We start from the raw sequence: 16,243 nt of genomic DNA on the forward strand, positions 1-16,243 counted from the left end.
CTCCTGGTCATGAACCTGCTTGTACTGGTGCGGGTTTTTATTCGCCTGAAGAAATTTACTGCCAAAATGGCAATATGGGCGACAAAAAACTGCATGCCCGGAAAAATTCCGTTTACCCATTCCTGTCAATTGACCTCAAAGCGGAATTTTTACCTGGCTGCGCAGAAGTGGGTGCTGGATTTCTGAGTAAGCTCTATATAACTCGGCTTTGTAAACAAGAACTAGATTTCATGTTCAAATTCCTTTTTCTGAATATTTTTAGTAAGCACAGATTAGAAAAATTTTTTCGAGAAATTAAAACCAACGGACTACTATCTGCTATCGGGAAAGTATTGTTGTTTTTAAAACAGGCATGGCAGCCGTTAGACAGTTATCCAATTCTTGTTGAGAATCGCTCTGATGAAAATGGCTCAAGCAGTTATTTTTCCGAATTATTCAAGCAAGCTTTTCGATCAAAAACCTATTTACCCTTCAAACAGAACAATTCAGCAGTACCAAGTGCTGAAATTAAACTCATCGCATTTTATTTGCCACAATTTCATCCGGTTAAAGAAAATGACGAATGGTGGGGGAAGGGATTTACTGAATGGACCAATGTTAGTAAGGCTGTACCTCAATTCATAGGACATTACCAGCCCCATTTGCCAGATCAGCTCGGTTTTTATGATTTGCGGCTCAAGTCAGTTCAGTTGCAGCAGATTGAGCTTGCGAAGCAGTATGGTATTTATGGTTTTTGTTATCATCATTATTGGTTTGACAAAAAAAGAATTCTTGAAACACCACTAGACAATGTTCTGAAAAATCCAGAACTGGATTTGCCGTTTTGTATAAACTGGGCTAATGAAAACTGGACGCGCCGTTGGGATGGTCTAGAGCAAGATGTTTTGCTGGCACAACGGCATTCAGCAGAGGATGACATTGCTTTTATTACGGACGCTGCGCGATATATGCAGGACAAGCGTTATATCCGCATAGACGGGAAGCCTTTGCTGATGCTTTACCGCCCCGGTTTATTGCCTGACGTTCGTGCAACTGCGAAGCGATGGCGAAAGTGGTGCCGGGAAAACGCAATTGGTGAAATCTTCTTGGTTGTTACGCATGCGTTTGAGCATGTCAGTCCGGTTGATATAGGGTTTGATGCTGCTGTCGAGTATACACCGAATACTTATCCCATGCTTCCCATCACCCGCCAGATCGCGGCGGCGGGTAAAATCGTCAATCCAAGCTACCGCGGCATAATCTTTGACTATAATCAGGCTGCTGATTATGGTGAGAGTCGTTCACCGTCTCGGTATAAAAAATTCAGATGCCTGTTCCCGGGTTGGGATAATGAAGCGAGAAGGCCCGGGCGTGGCATTACTTATACTTATTCAACGCCCTTACGATTTCATCGATGGTTGTCCCATCTGTTGCGTTACACTCAGAAAAATTTTAAAAAGAGTGAGCAGCTGGTCTTTATCAATGCTTGGAATGAATGGGCCGAAGGCGCGCATCTGGAGCCTGACAGAAAATATGGTTTTAGCTATCTGGAGGCTTGTCGCGTTGCCAGCCAACTGCATCAGTTAAGGGAGCAGAAAACCAAATTGGCGGTGGATGAATTGAGGGTAGAAAAAAATATCGCGATTGTCATTCATGCATTTTACTTGGATGTGCTTGATGAGATACTGAGATATTTAGCTACCATTGAAAAAAATGCAATCAAGCTTTTTGTAACTACGCCCGAACATCAACTAGAAGTTGTGAATGCGCGATTGACTGAAGATGGTTACGATTTTTTATGTTTGGGTGTCACAAACCGAGGTAGAGATATTCTGCCATTCTTGAAGATTTTGCCTGAGATCATCCGGCAAAATTTCACCTTTTTGGTAAAAGTACATACCAAGAAATCGACGCATCGCGCTGATGGTGATTCCTGGCGCAACGACCTATACTCGAAGCTGCTTGATAGTTCAGCATTACTAAAAAACATTCAGTATATTCGCGAAAACAGTGAAATCGGCATACTTGCACCGGAAAACCATTTGGTATCAATGAATCATTATCTAGCAAGCAATGCGGATAACATTGGTATTCAGGCGGCAAGGCTGGGTATTGAAATGGATACGGTAATGCATCTTAGTTTCGCTGCAGGCTCGATGTTCAGTGCGCGTGTTCATGCACTGAAGCCATTATTGTTGCTAAATTTTGAAGAAAAGGAATTTGAACCGGAACAGGGTCAGGTTGATGGCACGCTGGCGCATGCTATCGAACGACTATTTGCGGTATCCGCCAACAGTCTTGGATATCAAGTCATAACGCGCAACGGCGAAGTAACTGATAACTATTCATATGCTGAAAAAACGGTGCAGCCTACTCGCTTAAAGCTGGAATGACAAATGTCGAGACAGTGCTGTTTCACCATAAATATCATTTACGGTAAAGTTTTTATGTTAGTCAAAGTCAGCATAAAATCCGCTGTCACACCGATAATGCCTGACCAGTTTTTTGACTACCGCTAAATTGTGATATTTTTCCCATCCATAGCTTAATTTTTTCATTCGCTAAAGTGTTCAAACAATTTTGCTAAAAAATGTATCAATGCCCGTATCGGCTGTGATCGTGAATTACAATGCTGGAAATCTGCTTGCCGAGTGTGTTGAGGCGGTCAAGGCACAAGTCCAGCAGGTTGTAGTAGTAGATAATGCGTCTAGCGATAGCAGTTTGAGTGAGCTGGCAGCGAGATGTTTGGCTGCTGACCAGCTGCAGGTCATTCGTCTGGATCAAAACATGGGTTTTGCGGCGGGTTGCAATATCGGTTTGCTGGCGACAGAATCGCCATTTGTTTTGTTTTTGAATCCAGACTGTTTGCTGGGCCGGGGGGCGGTCAATCGCCTGCGCCAGGTCATTGAATCAGATGAGCGCGCGGGGATGGTTGGAGGGCGGCTACTCAATCATGATGGCAGCGAGCAAGGCGGAAGCCGGCGCGCGATGCCGACTCCCTGGCGGGCGCTGGTTCGTGCGTGCGGGCTGTACCGGCTGGCACCTTTTTTCCCCCGGTTGTTCTATGATTTTCATTTGCATCATCAACCATTGCCGTCCACACCGATCGAAGTGGAAGCGATTTCCGGTGCCTTGATGCTGGTGCGGCGGGAAGCGATCGAGGACGTGGGCCCATGGGATGAAGGCTATTTTCTGCATTGTGAGGATCTCGATTGGTGCATGCGTTTTGGGCAACATAACTGGAAGATTCTATTTGTACCCGATGTGGAAGCCTTGCATCATCAGGGCGCATGCAGCCATGCCCGACCTTTTTTTGTGGCTTGGCACAAGCACAAAGGCATGTTGCGTTTTTATCGCAAGTTCTTTCTTGACCGTTATCCCGTGCTTTTGACCTGGCTGGTATCGATCGGTGTCTGGTTGCGGTTTGTGCTGGTGGTGTCGGTCAATGGCGTGGTGCATCTGATGCGTGTATTGGGTCTGAGGCATGGCTAGGAGGCTGTCTGAGAATAGACTGATCTACTGCGGACGAACCTGCCAGGCTGGATTTTTCGATCCTTTTCGTTGAATAGAACCACTATTCGCCTCAAATGATCGAAAAATCCCGCTCAGCCAGCTCCGCACTCGCTACGATCGCTATTCTCGGACAGCCTCCTAGACAGCGGGTCGGTGTGATCGGCGCGTCCAGTTTTGTCGGTGAACCGCTGTTGGCGAGGTTATCGAACCAGGATTGGCAGGTCACGGCATTTATGCGCCGCAAATTGGATGAACTGCCGGCCCGGTTTCCATCGATTGCCTGGCGAGAAGTGGATCTTCCCCAAGGAGACGATCCGTCACAGGCGATCGAGGACAATATTCCGGTGTGGTTTTATTTGGCGCCGATCTGGACATTACCGGATTATTTTGATTTTCTGGCCGCGCAAGGCGCGCGCCGGATTGTCGCTTTGTCATCGACCAGTGTTTATACCAAGGGTGATTCCGACGATCCCGGTGAGCGGGAGGTGGCGCGTAGCCTGGCTGCAGGGGAGGAACGCCTGCGCCGTTGGGCACAAGGCAGCGGTGTGATTTGGACAGTGTTGCGCCCGACCCTGATTTATGGACAGGGGCGCGACCGGAATATCTCGGAAATTGCGCATATCATACAAAAATTCGGTTTTTTTCCGCTACTGGGAAAGGCCTGTGGCTCGCGTCAACCGGTTCATGTGGAAGACGTGGCGGAAGCCTGTCTGGCTGCATTTTTATCCGGAAAAACGGGCAATCGCGCTTATAATATCGGTGGCAGTGAGATACTCACCTACCGGGAAATGGTCGCGCGAGTTTTCAGGGCGATGGATCGGGCTCCCCGGCTGCTGCCAGTCCCCGAATGGATTATACAATTGGGCGTGACTGCCATTCGCACGCTCCCTCGTTATCGATATTGGACTTTGGGAATGGCCAAACGCATGAATCGCGATCTCGTGTTCGACAATTCGGATGCGGTCTGTGATTTTGGGTATGCCCCGAGGCCTTTCAGATTAACCAAAAGTGATTTGCTTGGGTAACCGGAAACGCCTGGCTGTCGTTTCGGAGCCTGGTACAAGCATAGTGAAAAGGCGGCGTACAGGGCGACCGGAGGGTATCGGATCGGCCATGAAGCCTGGGGAATGTCTGCTTCAATCGCTATTTGTGAATGCGCAAATCCTTGGTTGCAAGGCTGCAAGCTATCTATCACCTATTTCAATTCATATGCTTATGACCTCTGATATTACTGCTTGTCTGGTAACAACCGGTTTCAGCACCGCACGCTGGGTGCAATCCCTTTGCTTTTCCAAATTTCACAGCCCAAGGCCGTGCAAATTCAATAACGCATGGTATTCGAATGTCGCAGGCTGAGCGGTTACAAATGAAAGCAAGCAATACCCCACCCAGCGAACTAGGTCAGATATTGACCAGCTTCAAACGCGCTTTTCGGACGGTGGGAGCATTCAGCGCGGTCATCAACTTACTGATGCTGACTCCTGCGCTCTATATGTTGCAGCTTTACGACAGCGTTTTGACCAGCCGCAATGAAATGACATTGCTGATGCTGACGCTGATCATGCTGGGCGCCTATATTTTCATGGGTGCATTGGAGTATGTGCGAAGCTTTGTCCTGATCCGGGTGGGGGCACAGTTTGATATGAAACTGAACCGCCGCGTCTATACGGCGGCATTCGAACAAAGCCTGCGGCAAGGGAATGGCAATGCGGGTCAGGCCCTGCAGGATCTGACCAATCTGCGCCAGTTTCTGACCGGCAATGCATTGTTCGCTTTTTTTGACGCACCCTGGTTTCCGGTGTATTTGTTGGTTATTTTTCTGTTCAATGTATGGCTGGGTGTATTCGCTTTGTTCGGTACTGCAGTTCTGATATTTCTGGCCTATATCAATGAGAAGATTTCACATCAGCCTTTGGCGGAGGCCAATGCCGTGGCGGTCGCATCGAATACCATGGCCAACAATAACCTGCGCAATGCCGAAGTGATCGAAGCCATGGGCATGCTGCCCAATCTGCAGGCGCGCTGGTACGCCATGCATGGCCGCTTCCTGAATTTACAGGCGCAAGCCAGTGAAAAATCGGGGGTGGTAACCGCCTTCAGCAAATCAGTATCGGTCGCATTGCAATCGCTGATGCTGGGCTTGGGCGCCTTGCTGGTGCTGGAAGACAGCATTTCTCCCGGCATGATGATTGCCGGTTCAATTTTGTTGGGCAAGGCGATCGGCCCGGTTCAACTGTTGATCAATGTCTGGCGGCAGTTTGGCAACACGCGCAGTGCTTATGAACGGCTTTCCAAGCTGTTGGAGGAAAATCCCGCCCGTCAGCCTGGCATGGCGCTGCCCAGGCCGGAAGGAAAGGTTTCGGTCGAAAACATCATAGCCGGCCCGCCAGGCGCCAAGGTTGCCGTAATCAAAGGATTGAGTTTTTCGATAGCGCCAGGTGAAGTATTGGGTGTGATTGGTCCGAGCGGCTCGGGTAAATCCACGCTGGCCAGATTACTGGTCGGTGTCTGGCCCGCAGCGACTGGCAAGGTGCGTCTGGATGGCGCGGATATCTACCAATGGAACAAGGATCAACTGGGGCCTCATGTCGGCTATCTGCCCCAGGATATCGAATTGTTTGCCGGTACCATCAGCGAGAATATTGCGCGCTTTGGTGAAATCGATCCCGAGAGAGTCATTTTGGCCGCCAAGCGGGCAGGTGTGCACGAGATGGTCCTGACTATGCTGAAAGGCTACGATACAGTCCTGGGCGAAGGCGGTGGTGGCTTGTCGGGCGGTCAGAAGCAGCGTATCGGCCTGGCGCGCGCCATGTATGGCGATCCCTCGCTGATCGTACTGGATGAGCCCAATTCAAATCTGGATGATGTGGGTGAGCAAGCGCTGCTGGCGGCCATTCTGGATTTGCGCAAGCGCGGCAAAACCATCGTGGTCATCACCCATCGCACGCGCATTCTGGCGGCCACGACCAAGTTGCTGTTGTTGCATGAAGGGACAGCAAAATTATTTGGGCCCACGGAACAAGTCATGGCTGCGCTGGCCCAACAGCAGCAGACATCCTCAACAAAACCGGCACAACCTGCCGGGCTGAGCGCGGTGACGGCATCCAAAACGATGGGATCGAACCGATCCTGAGTGGCGTGGAAATGATGAGAACTGACCCGATTTACGGGGGGGGGGAGTGTTCCTAACGATTTCTGTAACCACAACAGCCGTTTAACAAGCCTGAAGGCATGGATTATATGAAGTTATCAGAACATAAAGAAACAATGCTGATGGACGCTTCGCCAACAGAGGTTTCCAACCTGGTCAAGACCGATGAGACCAGCCATGCTCGCCTTGGTTGGTTGATCGTGTTGGTAGGGGTTGGGGGATTTTTGCTGTGGGCTTCTTTTGCGCCACTGGACAAAGGCGTGCCATTGTCCGGTTCGGTGATGGTGGCGACCAATCGCAAGGCGGTGCAGCATCAGACAGGCGGCATCGTGGATGAAATCCTGGTCAAGGAAGGCGATATGGTCACGGCCGGCCAACCCCTGGTGCGCATGAACGAAATCCAGGTCAAGGCACAGGCGGAAGTGACGCGTGCCCAATTGATCACTGCGCGGGCGGTGGAGGCCCGGCTGATCGCTGAGCGCGACAATCAATCCGAAATCAATTTCCCGGATTCCCTGTTGGCAGCGGTTATGGACGATCCACGCGTTGCCGGCGTGATCATGTTACAAAAGCAGTTGTTCATTTCGCGTCAGGCGGTGCTGGAGCATGATTTGGCTGCATTGGCTGAGAATATAGCCGGTCTCAAGGTGCAATTGCGCGGGCTGGAGTCGTCCCGCGCCAGCAAAAATCAACAACTGGCGCTTCTGAAAGAGCAGCTTGATAATTTGCAAGCGCTCGCCAATGAAGGGTTTGTGCCGCGCAACCGAGTGCTTGAGCTGGAACGCACACGCGCTCAGCTGATCGGTGATATTTCCGAGGATGACGGTAACATCGGGCGCACTCAGCGGCAGATTGCGGAACTCAACTTGCGTCGGGCTCAGCGCGTCGAAGAACATCAGCGAGAAGTTCGCCAGCAATTGACAGACATCCAGCGTGAAGCGGAAGCATTGCAAAGCCGCCTGATCGCCCAGGACTTTGAATTGGCCAACGTGCTTGTCAAAGCACCAGTCGGTGGTATTGTCGTGGGTATCAATGTTTTCACGCATGGCGGGGTGATCGGGCCCGGTTTTCGCATGATGGATATCGTGCCGAGCGAGGATATGCTGGTTATTGAAGGACAGTTGCCCGTACACCTTGTCGACCGGGTTCATGCCGGTCTGGATGTTGATCTGATTTTCAGTGCCTTCAACCAGAACAAGACCCCGCATATTGCCGGTGAGGTCACGCAGGTGTCCGCCGATCGCCTGACCGATGAGCATACGGGTATGCCCTATTATCAGTTGCGGGCCCGCGTCAAGCCGGAAAGCATGCAGCTGCTGGCCAAACACCAGATCCGTGCCGGGATGCCAGTGGAGATTTTTGTCAAAACGGGTGAACGATCGCTGATGAATTACTTGCTGAAACCCATTCTGGATCGATTGCATACTTCATTGGGTGAAGATTAGTCGTGCGGCGTCAGGTAGTCAAACTGAAGGTTGTTTTGGCCTTGTTGTGGCATTTCAGTCAGGCACAGGCCATGGGATTGCTGGAAGCCTATGAAGAAGCGCTGCGCAATGATCCGGTTTTTCGTTCGGCTGTTCATGAAAACGAAGCGGGTCAACAGTCGGCCGAGATTGGGCTATCCGGTTTGTTGCCGACTCTGTCAATCACCCATGCTCACGGGATCAACCGCGGCACGATCAGCCAGGGAGGCATATCGGAACCGCTCGATTTCAACAATGAGGTCACGACACTGGCCTTGCGGCAACCGTTGCTGAATCTCGAAGCGGTGGCCGGCTACCGTCAGGGCATCGCGGAAGCCAATTCCAGTCAGGCCAGATTTGCCGGCCATACGCATTTGCTGATCGTCCGGCTGGCGGAGGCCTATTTCAATGCCCTGCTGGCACAGGATCGTTTGATGCTTGCCAATGCCCAGCGCGACGCCTTGGCCGAGCTCAAGCTGGTCAATGAACATATGTTGATGCGGGGAGAAGGAACCAAGACCGATGTATTGGAGACCCGTTCACGCTATGCGCTGGCCCAGGCAGAGGTGATCGAAGCCCAGGATGAATGGGAGGCCGCGCGCCTGGCGCTGGCCACCCTCATCGGACAACCCGTCACGCAACTGGATTCCCTGGGCGAAGCGTTCCGGGCACAGTCGATTCATCCTGCCGATTATGAGAGCTGGCGGGAGATGGCGCTGGTGCGCAATGCCGAATTGGTCACCCAACGGTATATGGTGGATTCCAGCAAGCAGGAGGTGGAGAAAAGCCGTTCCGGGCATGCACCCAGGGTCGAATTGGTGGCGAGTCTCAGCCGCAACAATTCGGCTTCGTTTGTCACGGCTAACCGCAATGCCCGTCTGGCGAGCGTTGGCGTTGAAGTCAATATTCCACTGTATGCCGGGGGGCGGGTGAATGCCGTGACCAGCCAGGCGCGTGCCAATCAGGCGCGTACCGAGGCGGATCTGGATGCGATCACCGATAAAGTACTGCTTGAGTTACGTAGACAATATCAGTTGCTGCAAAGCAGCATCCTGCGGATCGAATCGCTGGAGATTGCGGTCGAATCTGCCCAATTACTGGTAGAGGCGACTGAAAAGAGCATACGGGGTGGGGTACGGATCAATCTTGATTTATTGGACGCGCAAAGACAGCTGTTTTCCGCCCAGGTTGATCTAGCGGACGCGCGCTATAATTATCTGCTCGCTTTTCTACGTTTGCGTTATGCTGCCGGTACGCTGCAACTGGAAGACTTGCGAAGCATCGCAGGGTATTTTGTAGCCAGTAAATAGAACCTGAAAAGCTCGTTTGGAAAGACTGGAATATCCGCTTTTACTCCTTCATTGTTTCCATATATTGCTTGTGCAAACGCCTGAGCCAGACGAGTAATACCGCACTGACCGGTAATGCCAGCAGTATCCCGATAAAACCGAATAATTGACCAAAAGCCAGCAGGGCGAAAATGACCGCAACCGGGTGCAGACCGATGCGCTCACCCACCAGCCGCGGGGTGATCAGCATGCTTTCGAGTAGTTGTCCCGAGCCGATCACAATCCAGACAGCGATGACACCGCTCCATTCCTGGAATTGTGTGATGGCGGTAAGGGTGGCGAGTGCAAAACCGACGATGGTACCGAGATAGGGTACGAATACCAATAGCCCGGCGACCAGTCCGATCGGCAGAGCGAATTCCAGTCTGACCAGCCACAAGCCGGTTATGAAATAGGTGCACATGATGATGATGACGGCAATTTCTCCTCGCAGGAATTCGGCCAGCACACGATCCGTTTCCTGTGCCAGGGGAAAGATCTGCTTTTGCCAGACAGGCGGAATCAATTCTCCAGTTTGTTTGACCAGAACATTCCAGTCGCGCAACAAATAAAACAGCACGACTGGTACCAGGATCAAAATCATTAAAAATTCCAGTATAGCCAGACCGCCGCTTTTCAAAGTGGGTAATACTTTTGCCGCGATCCCGCCCGCACTTTGCCAGTGGTCCATTAATACTTGCTTGAGCGAGGCAATATCGATCTGTAACTCGACGTTGAAATGGATTTCCAGCCAGGGAATGAGCCGGCTTTTGATGAAGTCGAGAAAAAATGGGATTCGTTCGATCAGGCGCGAAACTTCTTTTTCAAACAGTGGCAGCATGATCAGTATCATGGCCGTGAATGCACCCATCGTCATTAGCATGACCAAAATGGTGCTGAGCGTCCTTGGAATTTTATGGGCGGCCAGCCAGGTCACGAGCGGATTACAGATATAGGCAATGACTGCAGCGAGCAGAAAAGGCGTTAGGATAGGACTGAGTAGATAGATCAGTGCACTGACGACGCCGATGAGTGTCAGCCACCAGAAAAAATGTGAATCCAAGGAATGCTTGTTGTTCATTTACGGTAAAATCATGCTTGTAAAGATCGTACTCTAGTCTTAACCCAGCGAGAACTCAACTTGACTGTATCCAATCCAAAAAATTCCATGACGCCTCAGACTTCCTATCGAGAATCCGGAGTCGATATTGATGCGGGTAACCGCTTGATCGAAAAAATCAAGCCTTTTGCCCAGCGGACGCTTCGTCAGGAAGCGTTGGGCGGCATCGGTGGTTTTGGCGCGCTGTTCGAGGTGCCCAAAAAATACCGGCAACCGATACTGGTCTCCGGCACGGATGGTGTCGGCACCAAACTCAAGCTTGCCTTTCAATCAAAACGGCATGATACGATTGGGATTGATCTGGTCGCGATGAGTGTCAACGATATTCTGGTGCTGGGTGCTGAACCCCTGTTTTTTCTGGACTATTTTGCCTGCGGCAAACTGGATGTGGAGACCGCTGCGCAGGTCATTCAGGGTATTGCAAAAGGGTGTGAAGAAGCTGGCTGTGCACTGATCGGCGGTGAAACAGCCGAGATGCCGGGCATGTATCCGGAAGGCGAATACGATCTGGCCGGCTTTGCGGTCGGCGTGGTGGAGAAAGACCAGATCATAGACGGCAGCCAGATCGCTGACCAGGATCTGGTATTGGGCATTGCCAGCAGCGGCGCGCACGCCAATGGGTTCTCGTTGATTCGCAAAATACTCGCGCAGCATGCAGTGGATGCGGATACCAGGCTTGGCGATGCGAGGCTGCTGGATGTCGTGCTGGCGCCTACCCGCATTTATGCCAAGTCACTGTTGGCATTGATTCAGGCCTTGCCGGTCAAGGGACTGGCGCATATCACTGGCGGCGGTTTATTGGAAAACATTCCACGCATACTGCCGGAGAACGTGATGGCGCATATCGACCAGCGCAGCTGGGTGCGCCCGCCTTTGTTCGACTGGTTGCAGCAGCATGGCAATGTGGCAGACGAGGAAATGCTGCGCGTATTCAATTGCGGCATCGGTATGGCCGTCATCGTTGCACCCGAGCATGGCCAGGCAGCCATCGATAGTTTGAGCGCCAACGGCGAAACCGTCTGGCAAATCGGTACCATACAACGGCGTCAATCCGGAGCGAGTGCTATTGCGATCGATTGAAGTATGGATACCATGAAATCATTGGTCATCCTGATTTCCGGTCGAGGCAGCAACATGCAAGCACTGCTGGAAGCCAGCCTGCCGGCGACCTCCATCACGGTTATCAGCAACAACCCGGCAGCTGAGGGATTAACACTTGCCCAAGCCCACGGCATAGCCACGCATGTCGTGGATCACCGGGTCTACGCCAGCCGGGAATCCTTCGATGCGGCACTGGCGGAGGTAATCGATGCCTGTCAGCCCGATCTGGTCGCGCTGGCGGGTTTCATGCGCATTCTTTGTGATCAGTTCGTCTATCATTACCAAGGCAAGCTGATCAATATCCATCCTTCCCTGCTACCCGCCTTTCCTGGCCTGAACACCCATGTGCGGGCGCTGCAGGAAGGCATCAGGATTCATGGCTGTACGGTCCATTTTGTGACACCTGAGCTGGATCATGGCCCGGTCATTATTCAGGCTGCGGTGCCGGTGCTGAGCCGGGATACACCTGAAACGCTGGCAGCCCGGGTATTAGCGCAGGAACACCGTATTTACCCGCAGGCGGTCCGCTGGTTTTTGCAGGAACGTTTGACCCTGGTCGACGGTCATGTAGAAATCATGGGTGTTAATCGCGAACAGCATGTTTTGTATTCACCGGATCTGGAGTCATGAGATATCTGTTGCTTATCGTAATGTTAGGCTGGACTGCCAGCGCCACGCTGGCGGACGATTTACCGGCGCGGATTGAAATCGATTATGCACTCAATGGCAGCATCGGTAAGGGAAAGGCGCATGAAACCCTTGCCATCCAGCAGGAAAACAACAGCCGCCAATATACCATTCAGAGCGAGATTTCAGCCAGCGGTTTTCTCCGCCTGATCAAACCCGGCAGTATTGTCCGTGCCAGCCACGGCAAGATCAATCAGGCCGGCCTGCAACCGATGCGCTTCACTGATCAGCGTGGCAAAAAGGGGGCACGTGAAGTCGAGTTTGACTGGGACGAACAGCGCATAATTTATCGGCGTAAAGGCAAGCAGATGGAAACGAGTCTGCCGGCCGGTACACTGGACAAACTCAGCCTGCCCTATCATTTTATGTTTGTGCCTCTGCCAGAAGCGGAATTCACGCTGCATGAAACGGATCACCGTCACTTGCAGAGCGCACGCTATCGCGTCAGCCGGGAAATGCTCGAAACACCGATGGGAACGCTTGCAACCATTGTCCTGACCAAGCAGCAAGCGGCAGATGATCCATTCCGCAAGCAAATCTGGCTCGCGATCGATCATTATCTACTGCCAGTGCGCATCGTATCGACGGAGAAAGGTGGGCTGGAAGTGGATCAGATCGTGACCCATATCCATTACCGAGATGAGGATGGCGGCCAATGACCCAACACTTCTTACCATGCGTCTGACTCCCGAACAGCTCGATTTCCTGATTGCGGCGATGCGCAAGGTGTTGCCGTTGCAAGCCCCGGCAGATACCCTGCTTCGCCAGTTTTTTCGTGATCATCCGCAATTGGGGCAGCATGAGCGAGCGATGATTGCTGAAACCGTATTCGGTGTCCTGCGCCATCGCCTCTTTCTGGAAGCCATCACCGAGAGAGCAACCGCTCGTGAACTGGTACTGGCTTATCTGGCCAAATATCAGGGCATGAACTTGCGGGAATTGATTCCTTTGGTGCGGGAGGCTGAAGCCAAATGGATTCCGCAAGTAAAGGCCATGTCACCAGCGACCCAGCCGCTTGCCATCCAGGCGGAATTTCCGGAATGGTTGATCGAAAAGCTGCAGGCATTCCTGAGCGACGACGCGATCGTTCGTCTCGGTCAGGCTTTGCAGCAACCGGCCCCACTCGATATCCGCGTCAATACATTGCTTGCCAAGCGTGATGAGGTGCTTGCCATCCTGAATCAGGAGGGGATCGAGGCACATGCAACACCCTTTTCACCGGTGGGGATTCGTTTGGCAGGCAAACCGGCAATCAACCGGCATCCCTTGTTTCTCTCCGGCAAAATCGAAGTACAGGATGAGGGTAGCCAAATACTGGGTTTCTTGTTGGCTCCGAAACGTGGCGAGATGGTGGTCGATTTTTGTGCGGGGGCAGGAGGCAAGGCCCTGTTGCTCGGCGCGTTGATGCATTCACGCGGGCGTTTGTATGCTTTTGACGTTTCCGAAAAGCGGCTCAACAACTTTAAGCCGCGACTCAAGCGTTCAGGGCTGTCCAATGTGCATCCACAACGGATTGATAGCGAGCGGGATACAAAGCTCAAGCGTCTGGCAGGAAAAATTGACCGGGTACTGGTCGATGCGCCATGTAGCGGTTTGGGCACATTACGCCGTAATCCGGATTTGAAATGGCGGCACAGCCCCGAGAGCGTCGAAGAGCTGATCCAGAAGCAGAGAGCCATTCTGGCCGCCGCAGCCAAGCTGCTCAAGCCTGGTGGCCGCTTGGTCTATGCTACCTGTAGTCTGCTGCCGGAAGAAAACCAAGCGGTTGTAAAAAATTTTCTGGCCGATCATCTCGAATTTTCGCTGCTGAATTGCCAGCAACTGCTTGCGCAACAGCAGTTGCGCTTGCCAGCATCAGAGACCGGAGAATTCTTGCAACTTTCCCCGTTGCAGCATAATACCGATGGATTCTTTGCTGCCGCCCTTGAATATACGAAAATCACCCCCACTTTATCCTAAAAACTGTAGCGGGTATCCCTTCAGGAAGAGCGAACTCGGCGTCCATATAAAAAGGGGCGCCATGCCCCTTTTTATAGCCTAACGGTTATCCAACGGCCCCGTTATGGCCCCATGTAACTGCTGTTATTTCAGGTCCGCAATGCCGGCACCAAAGTTGATGTGGAATGCGGTGCCATCAATGACCAGCGCGGGAACAGATTTCACACCGGCGGCTTCGGCTTCGGCGATGCGGGATTTATCTGTACCGAGATGCACGCTTTCGACCTCGTATTTGGAGGGGTCGATCGCATTGGCAACAGTTTGCTCGGCAGAGACACAAACAGGACAACCTGCATGGTAGAAAATGGCTTTAGCTGCCATATGAAATTTCTCCTTTATCAAAAAGCAAATGTAAATGTTGATGTGAGTAAAGAATAACGAGAGCCGGGTAACGCCTGATTGCGATTGAACAAATCTCAAAACATTCCCGGCCAGTTTTTCTCGTTATCAGTCATTCTACAACATACTACGTGAAATGCCATATTTGTTCTCAATAAGGCGGTGGGGCCGGCGGACTTCCAGGCGGTGGCGGAGGAATGTATTGTCCAGAGGGTGGCTGTGGTGGTGGGTAATCGTAACGGGTGTGCCCACCAAGTCCTTCGCTCAGCTGCGCGGAGACGGGTACGCGGTGACCGTTGGCATACATGCATTGTATATAGGCGATGTCATAACGTTCCTGACGGATCATGCCGGAAGACTGTGCGGCGCCGCTACCTGCCAGCCCGCCTCCAAGAAAGCCGGTGCCTGCCCCAATGGCCGCACCCCGTCCGCCGCCCAGCGCGGCACCTGCCGCGGCACCCAGCGCGGCACCTACTGCGGCGGTTTCCACGCCGCTGGAGATGGCCGCTTGTCTAGGTGTCTGCGCGTCGATTTGCTGACTGGCGAATTGACGGCACAGAAAATCATCGCCGCGAAACTGATCGAAATTCTTGCCGGCACCCGGCAACACCATCACACTCGGCCCGGAGGGCACATGCACGCATGCCGCCAGCAGCGCTACGGGCAGGAATACGATAGATCGGGAAATATTTTGCATCACATGCTCCTGAATTATTGAGTTGGTCTCGGCGGCACTTGTATCCATCCGCCGGGACAACTTTTCACTTCCGGGTAATAGCCAGCCGGATTCTCACAATAGTACCAATAATTGATCGTTGACGTTACCCGTGCAGGGGGCGCTTGCTGAATGACGCTCGGCTGTTGAATATAAACCGGTGGCATGGCTGGCACAACGACGATCGGGGGATAGACAGGGGGGTAGGCCGGCCAGTAGAAAGGGTCATAAAAAGGCCTGTAATAGGGCCGATGGATGGGCCTGTAATAAGGCCGGTAAAAGGGAGCAGCCGGCCTCCCGTAAGTAATGCTGCCAAAAAATTGGGTCCTGGGCGTGTGGTAGTTGTAATATCCGCCATAGCCGAAGGCGCTGGTCCGGCGGGCGGTTCCAAAAGCGGAATTTGGTCTTCCGGCTATGCGGCCAGGGGCAAAGCCCGGATTTGCGCGCTGGAATCTATGATTGTGACTGTGCCCCGCCCATGAAGCATCCTGCCATAGCATGGTCATCAGTGTCAAAGACAGGTAAAACCAGCCGTTCTTTTTCATATACAGCTCCTTATTCACGACAAGCTTATTTCAAATTGCATGCTACCTTTTAATGAAAATTTAGGCCACCTTTCCCGACGAAGGTTCGGGCTACCCGCTTTGGAAGTTTCGTCTTGCGATGCATGCCAGAGACTGGCAGCGAACATCCCATAATTGAGATAATTATCTTTTTTTACAATATGTTAACCTTGTCTACCTGTTGCCTGCGAGGAAATCCGGGTTAATATTATTCACTTGCGTGCAAGTCGTAGTGGGTGAGATTGAAGACCTGTTACCTGGTAACAGGCAGGCGAATTCTGTTTGC

The 16,243-nt window shown here is 52.1% G+C and carries 14 protein-coding genes; 10 read left to right on the top strand and 4 right to left on the bottom strand.

Translation table 11 applies throughout. The annotated features are described in order from the left end of the window. From ABTW62_RS07285 to ABTW62_RS07310, 6 genes are all read left to right on the top strand, one after another. Positions 1 to 2,372, top strand: a 2,372-nt coding sequence (locus ABTW62_RS07285) for a glycoside hydrolase family 99-like domain-containing protein (protein ID WP_430903934.1), incomplete at its 5' end; no start/stop codon positions are given. Positions 2,373 to 2,577: 205 nt separating this feature from the next. Next, positions 2,578 to 3,471 carry a glycosyltransferase family 2 protein gene (locus ABTW62_RS07290; protein WP_430903935.1) on the top strand — a complete coding sequence of 298 codons (894 nt, stop codon included), beginning with the start codon at positions 2,578 to 2,580 and terminating at the stop codon, positions 3,469 to 3,471. A 95-nt stretch (positions 3,472 to 3,566) separates the two neighbouring features. Then, on the top strand, positions 3,567 to 4,517 hold the full coding sequence (locus tag ABTW62_RS07295; protein ID WP_430903936.1) for an SDR family oxidoreductase: 951 nt from the start codon (positions 3,567 to 3,569) through the stop codon (positions 4,515 to 4,517). A 317-nt stretch (positions 4,518 to 4,834) separates the two neighbouring features. Beyond that, the gene (locus ABTW62_RS07300; protein ID WP_430903937.1) at positions 4,835 to 6,625 is read left to right on the top strand and encodes a type I secretion system permease/ATPase; all 1,791 of its coding nucleotides are present in this window, start codon (positions 4,835 to 4,837) and stop codon (positions 6,623 to 6,625) included. A 107-nt stretch (positions 6,626 to 6,732) separates the two neighbouring features. Next, positions 6,733 to 8,088 (top strand): HlyD family type I secretion periplasmic adaptor subunit, encoded by a 1,356-nt coding sequence (locus ABTW62_RS07305; protein ID WP_430903938.1) that lies wholly within the window; start codon positions 6,733 to 6,735, stop codon positions 8,086 to 8,088. Between the two features lie 2 nt (positions 8,089 to 8,090). Continuing rightward, positions 8,091 to 9,416 carry a TolC family outer membrane protein gene (locus ABTW62_RS07310; RefSeq protein ID WP_430903939.1) on the top strand — a complete coding sequence of 442 codons (1,326 nt, stop codon included), beginning with the start codon at positions 8,091 to 8,093 and terminating at the stop codon, positions 9,414 to 9,416. A gap of 40 nt (positions 9,417 to 9,456) precedes the next feature. Here ABTW62_RS07310 and ABTW62_RS07315 read toward each other — a convergent pair whose 3' ends face one another. Beyond that, positions 9,457 to 10,515 carry an AI-2E family transporter gene (locus ABTW62_RS07315; protein WP_430903940.1) on the bottom strand — a complete coding sequence of 353 codons (1,059 nt, stop codon included), beginning with the start codon at positions 10,513 to 10,515 and terminating at the stop codon, positions 9,457 to 9,459. Positions 10,516 to 10,575: 60 nt separating this feature from the next. Here ABTW62_RS07315 and purM point away from each other — a divergent pair, with 60 nt between their 5' ends. From purM to ABTW62_RS07335, 4 genes are read left to right on the top strand one after another with little or no spacing between them, the layout of a single operon-like run. Then, positions 10,576 to 11,634 (top strand): phosphoribosylformylglycinamidine cyclo-ligase, encoded by a 1,059-nt coding sequence (purM, locus tag ABTW62_RS07320; RefSeq protein WP_430903941.1) that lies wholly within the window; start codon positions 10,576 to 10,578, stop codon positions 11,632 to 11,634. A 12-nt stretch (positions 11,635 to 11,646) separates the two neighbouring features. Then, positions 11,647 to 12,285, top strand: coding sequence for a phosphoribosylglycinamide formyltransferase (gene purN / locus ABTW62_RS07325; RefSeq protein WP_430903942.1), 639 nt, complete (start codon positions 11,647 to 11,649; stop codon positions 12,283 to 12,285). Next, positions 12,282 to 13,001 (top strand): DUF3108 domain-containing protein, encoded by a 720-nt coding sequence (locus ABTW62_RS07330; protein WP_430903943.1) that lies wholly within the window; start codon positions 12,282 to 12,284, stop codon positions 12,999 to 13,001. The genes purN and ABTW62_RS07330 overlap by 4 nt, the downstream gene beginning before the upstream one ends. A 16-nt stretch (positions 13,002 to 13,017) precedes the next feature. Continuing rightward, complete coding sequence (locus tag ABTW62_RS07335; protein ID WP_430903944.1) at positions 13,018 to 14,301, top strand: RsmB/NOP family class I SAM-dependent RNA methyltransferase; 1,284 nt, start codon at positions 13,018 to 13,020, stop codon at positions 14,299 to 14,301. A gap of 123 nt (positions 14,302 to 14,424) precedes the next feature. On the opposite strand, the gene ABTW62_RS07340 is transcribed toward ABTW62_RS07335, so the two are convergent. The 3 genes from ABTW62_RS07340 to ABTW62_RS07350 all read right to left on the bottom strand — a co-directional run bounded on the left by ABTW62_RS07340 (position 14,425) and on the right by ABTW62_RS07350 (position 15,939). Then, positions 14,425 to 14,661 carry a thioredoxin family protein gene (locus ABTW62_RS07340; protein ID WP_430903945.1) on the bottom strand — a complete coding sequence of 79 codons (237 nt, stop codon included), beginning with the start codon at positions 14,659 to 14,661 and terminating at the stop codon, positions 14,425 to 14,427. A 169-nt stretch (positions 14,662 to 14,830) separates the two neighbouring features. Beyond that, entirely contained in the window at positions 14,831 to 15,376 is a 546-nt protein-coding gene (locus ABTW62_RS07345; protein WP_430903946.1) for a hypothetical protein, read from the bottom strand. Between the two features lie 14 nt (positions 15,377 to 15,390). Next, entirely contained in the window at positions 15,391 to 15,939 is a 549-nt protein-coding gene (locus ABTW62_RS07350) for a hypothetical protein (protein ID WP_430903947.1), read from the bottom strand. Positions 15,940 to 16,243 lie beyond the last annotated feature (304 nt).

Origin of the sequence: Nitrosomonas sp. ANs5 (genome assembly GCF_050584665.1) — a bacterium.
Lineage (GTDB): Bacteria > Pseudomonadota > Gammaproteobacteria > Burkholderiales > Nitrosomonadaceae > Nitrosomonas.

Coding starts and splice junctions, on each gene's coding strand:
- ABTW62_RS07340 (WP_430903945.1), bottom strand. CDS start 14,661: ATGGCAGCTAAAGCCATTTTCTACCATGCAGGTTGTCCTGTTTGTGTC.
- ABTW62_RS07305 (WP_430903938.1), top strand. CDS start 6,733: ATGAAGTTATCAGAACATAAAGAAACAATGCTGATGGACGCTTCGCCA.
- ABTW62_RS07300 (WP_430903937.1), top strand. CDS start 4,835: ATGTCGCAGGCTGAGCGGTTACAAATGAAAGCAAGCAATACCCCACCC.
- ABTW62_RS07335 (WP_430903944.1), top strand. CDS start 13,018: ATGCGTCTGACTCCCGAACAGCTCGATTTCCTGATTGCGGCGATGCGC.
- ABTW62_RS07345 (WP_430903946.1), bottom strand. CDS start 15,376: ATGCAAAATATTTCCCGATCTATCGTATTCCTGCCCGTAGCGCTGCTG.
- ABTW62_RS07350 (WP_430903947.1), bottom strand. CDS start 15,939: ATGAAAAAGAACGGCTGGTTTTACCTGTCTTTGACACTGATGACCATG.
- ABTW62_RS07295 (WP_430903936.1), top strand. CDS start 3,567: ATGATCGAAAAATCCCGCTCAGCCAGCTCCGCACTCGCTACGATCGCT.
- ABTW62_RS07290 (WP_430903935.1), top strand. CDS start 2,578: ATGCCCGTATCGGCTGTGATCGTGAATTACAATGCTGGAAATCTGCTT.
- purN (WP_430903942.1), top strand. CDS start 11,647: ATGAAATCATTGGTCATCCTGATTTCCGGTCGAGGCAGCAACATGCAA.
- ABTW62_RS07330 (WP_430903943.1), top strand. CDS start 12,282: ATGAGATATCTGTTGCTTATCGTAATGTTAGGCTGGACTGCCAGCGCC.
- ABTW62_RS07315 (WP_430903940.1), bottom strand. CDS start 10,515: ATGAACAACAAGCATTCCTTGGATTCACATTTTTTCTGGTGGCTGACA.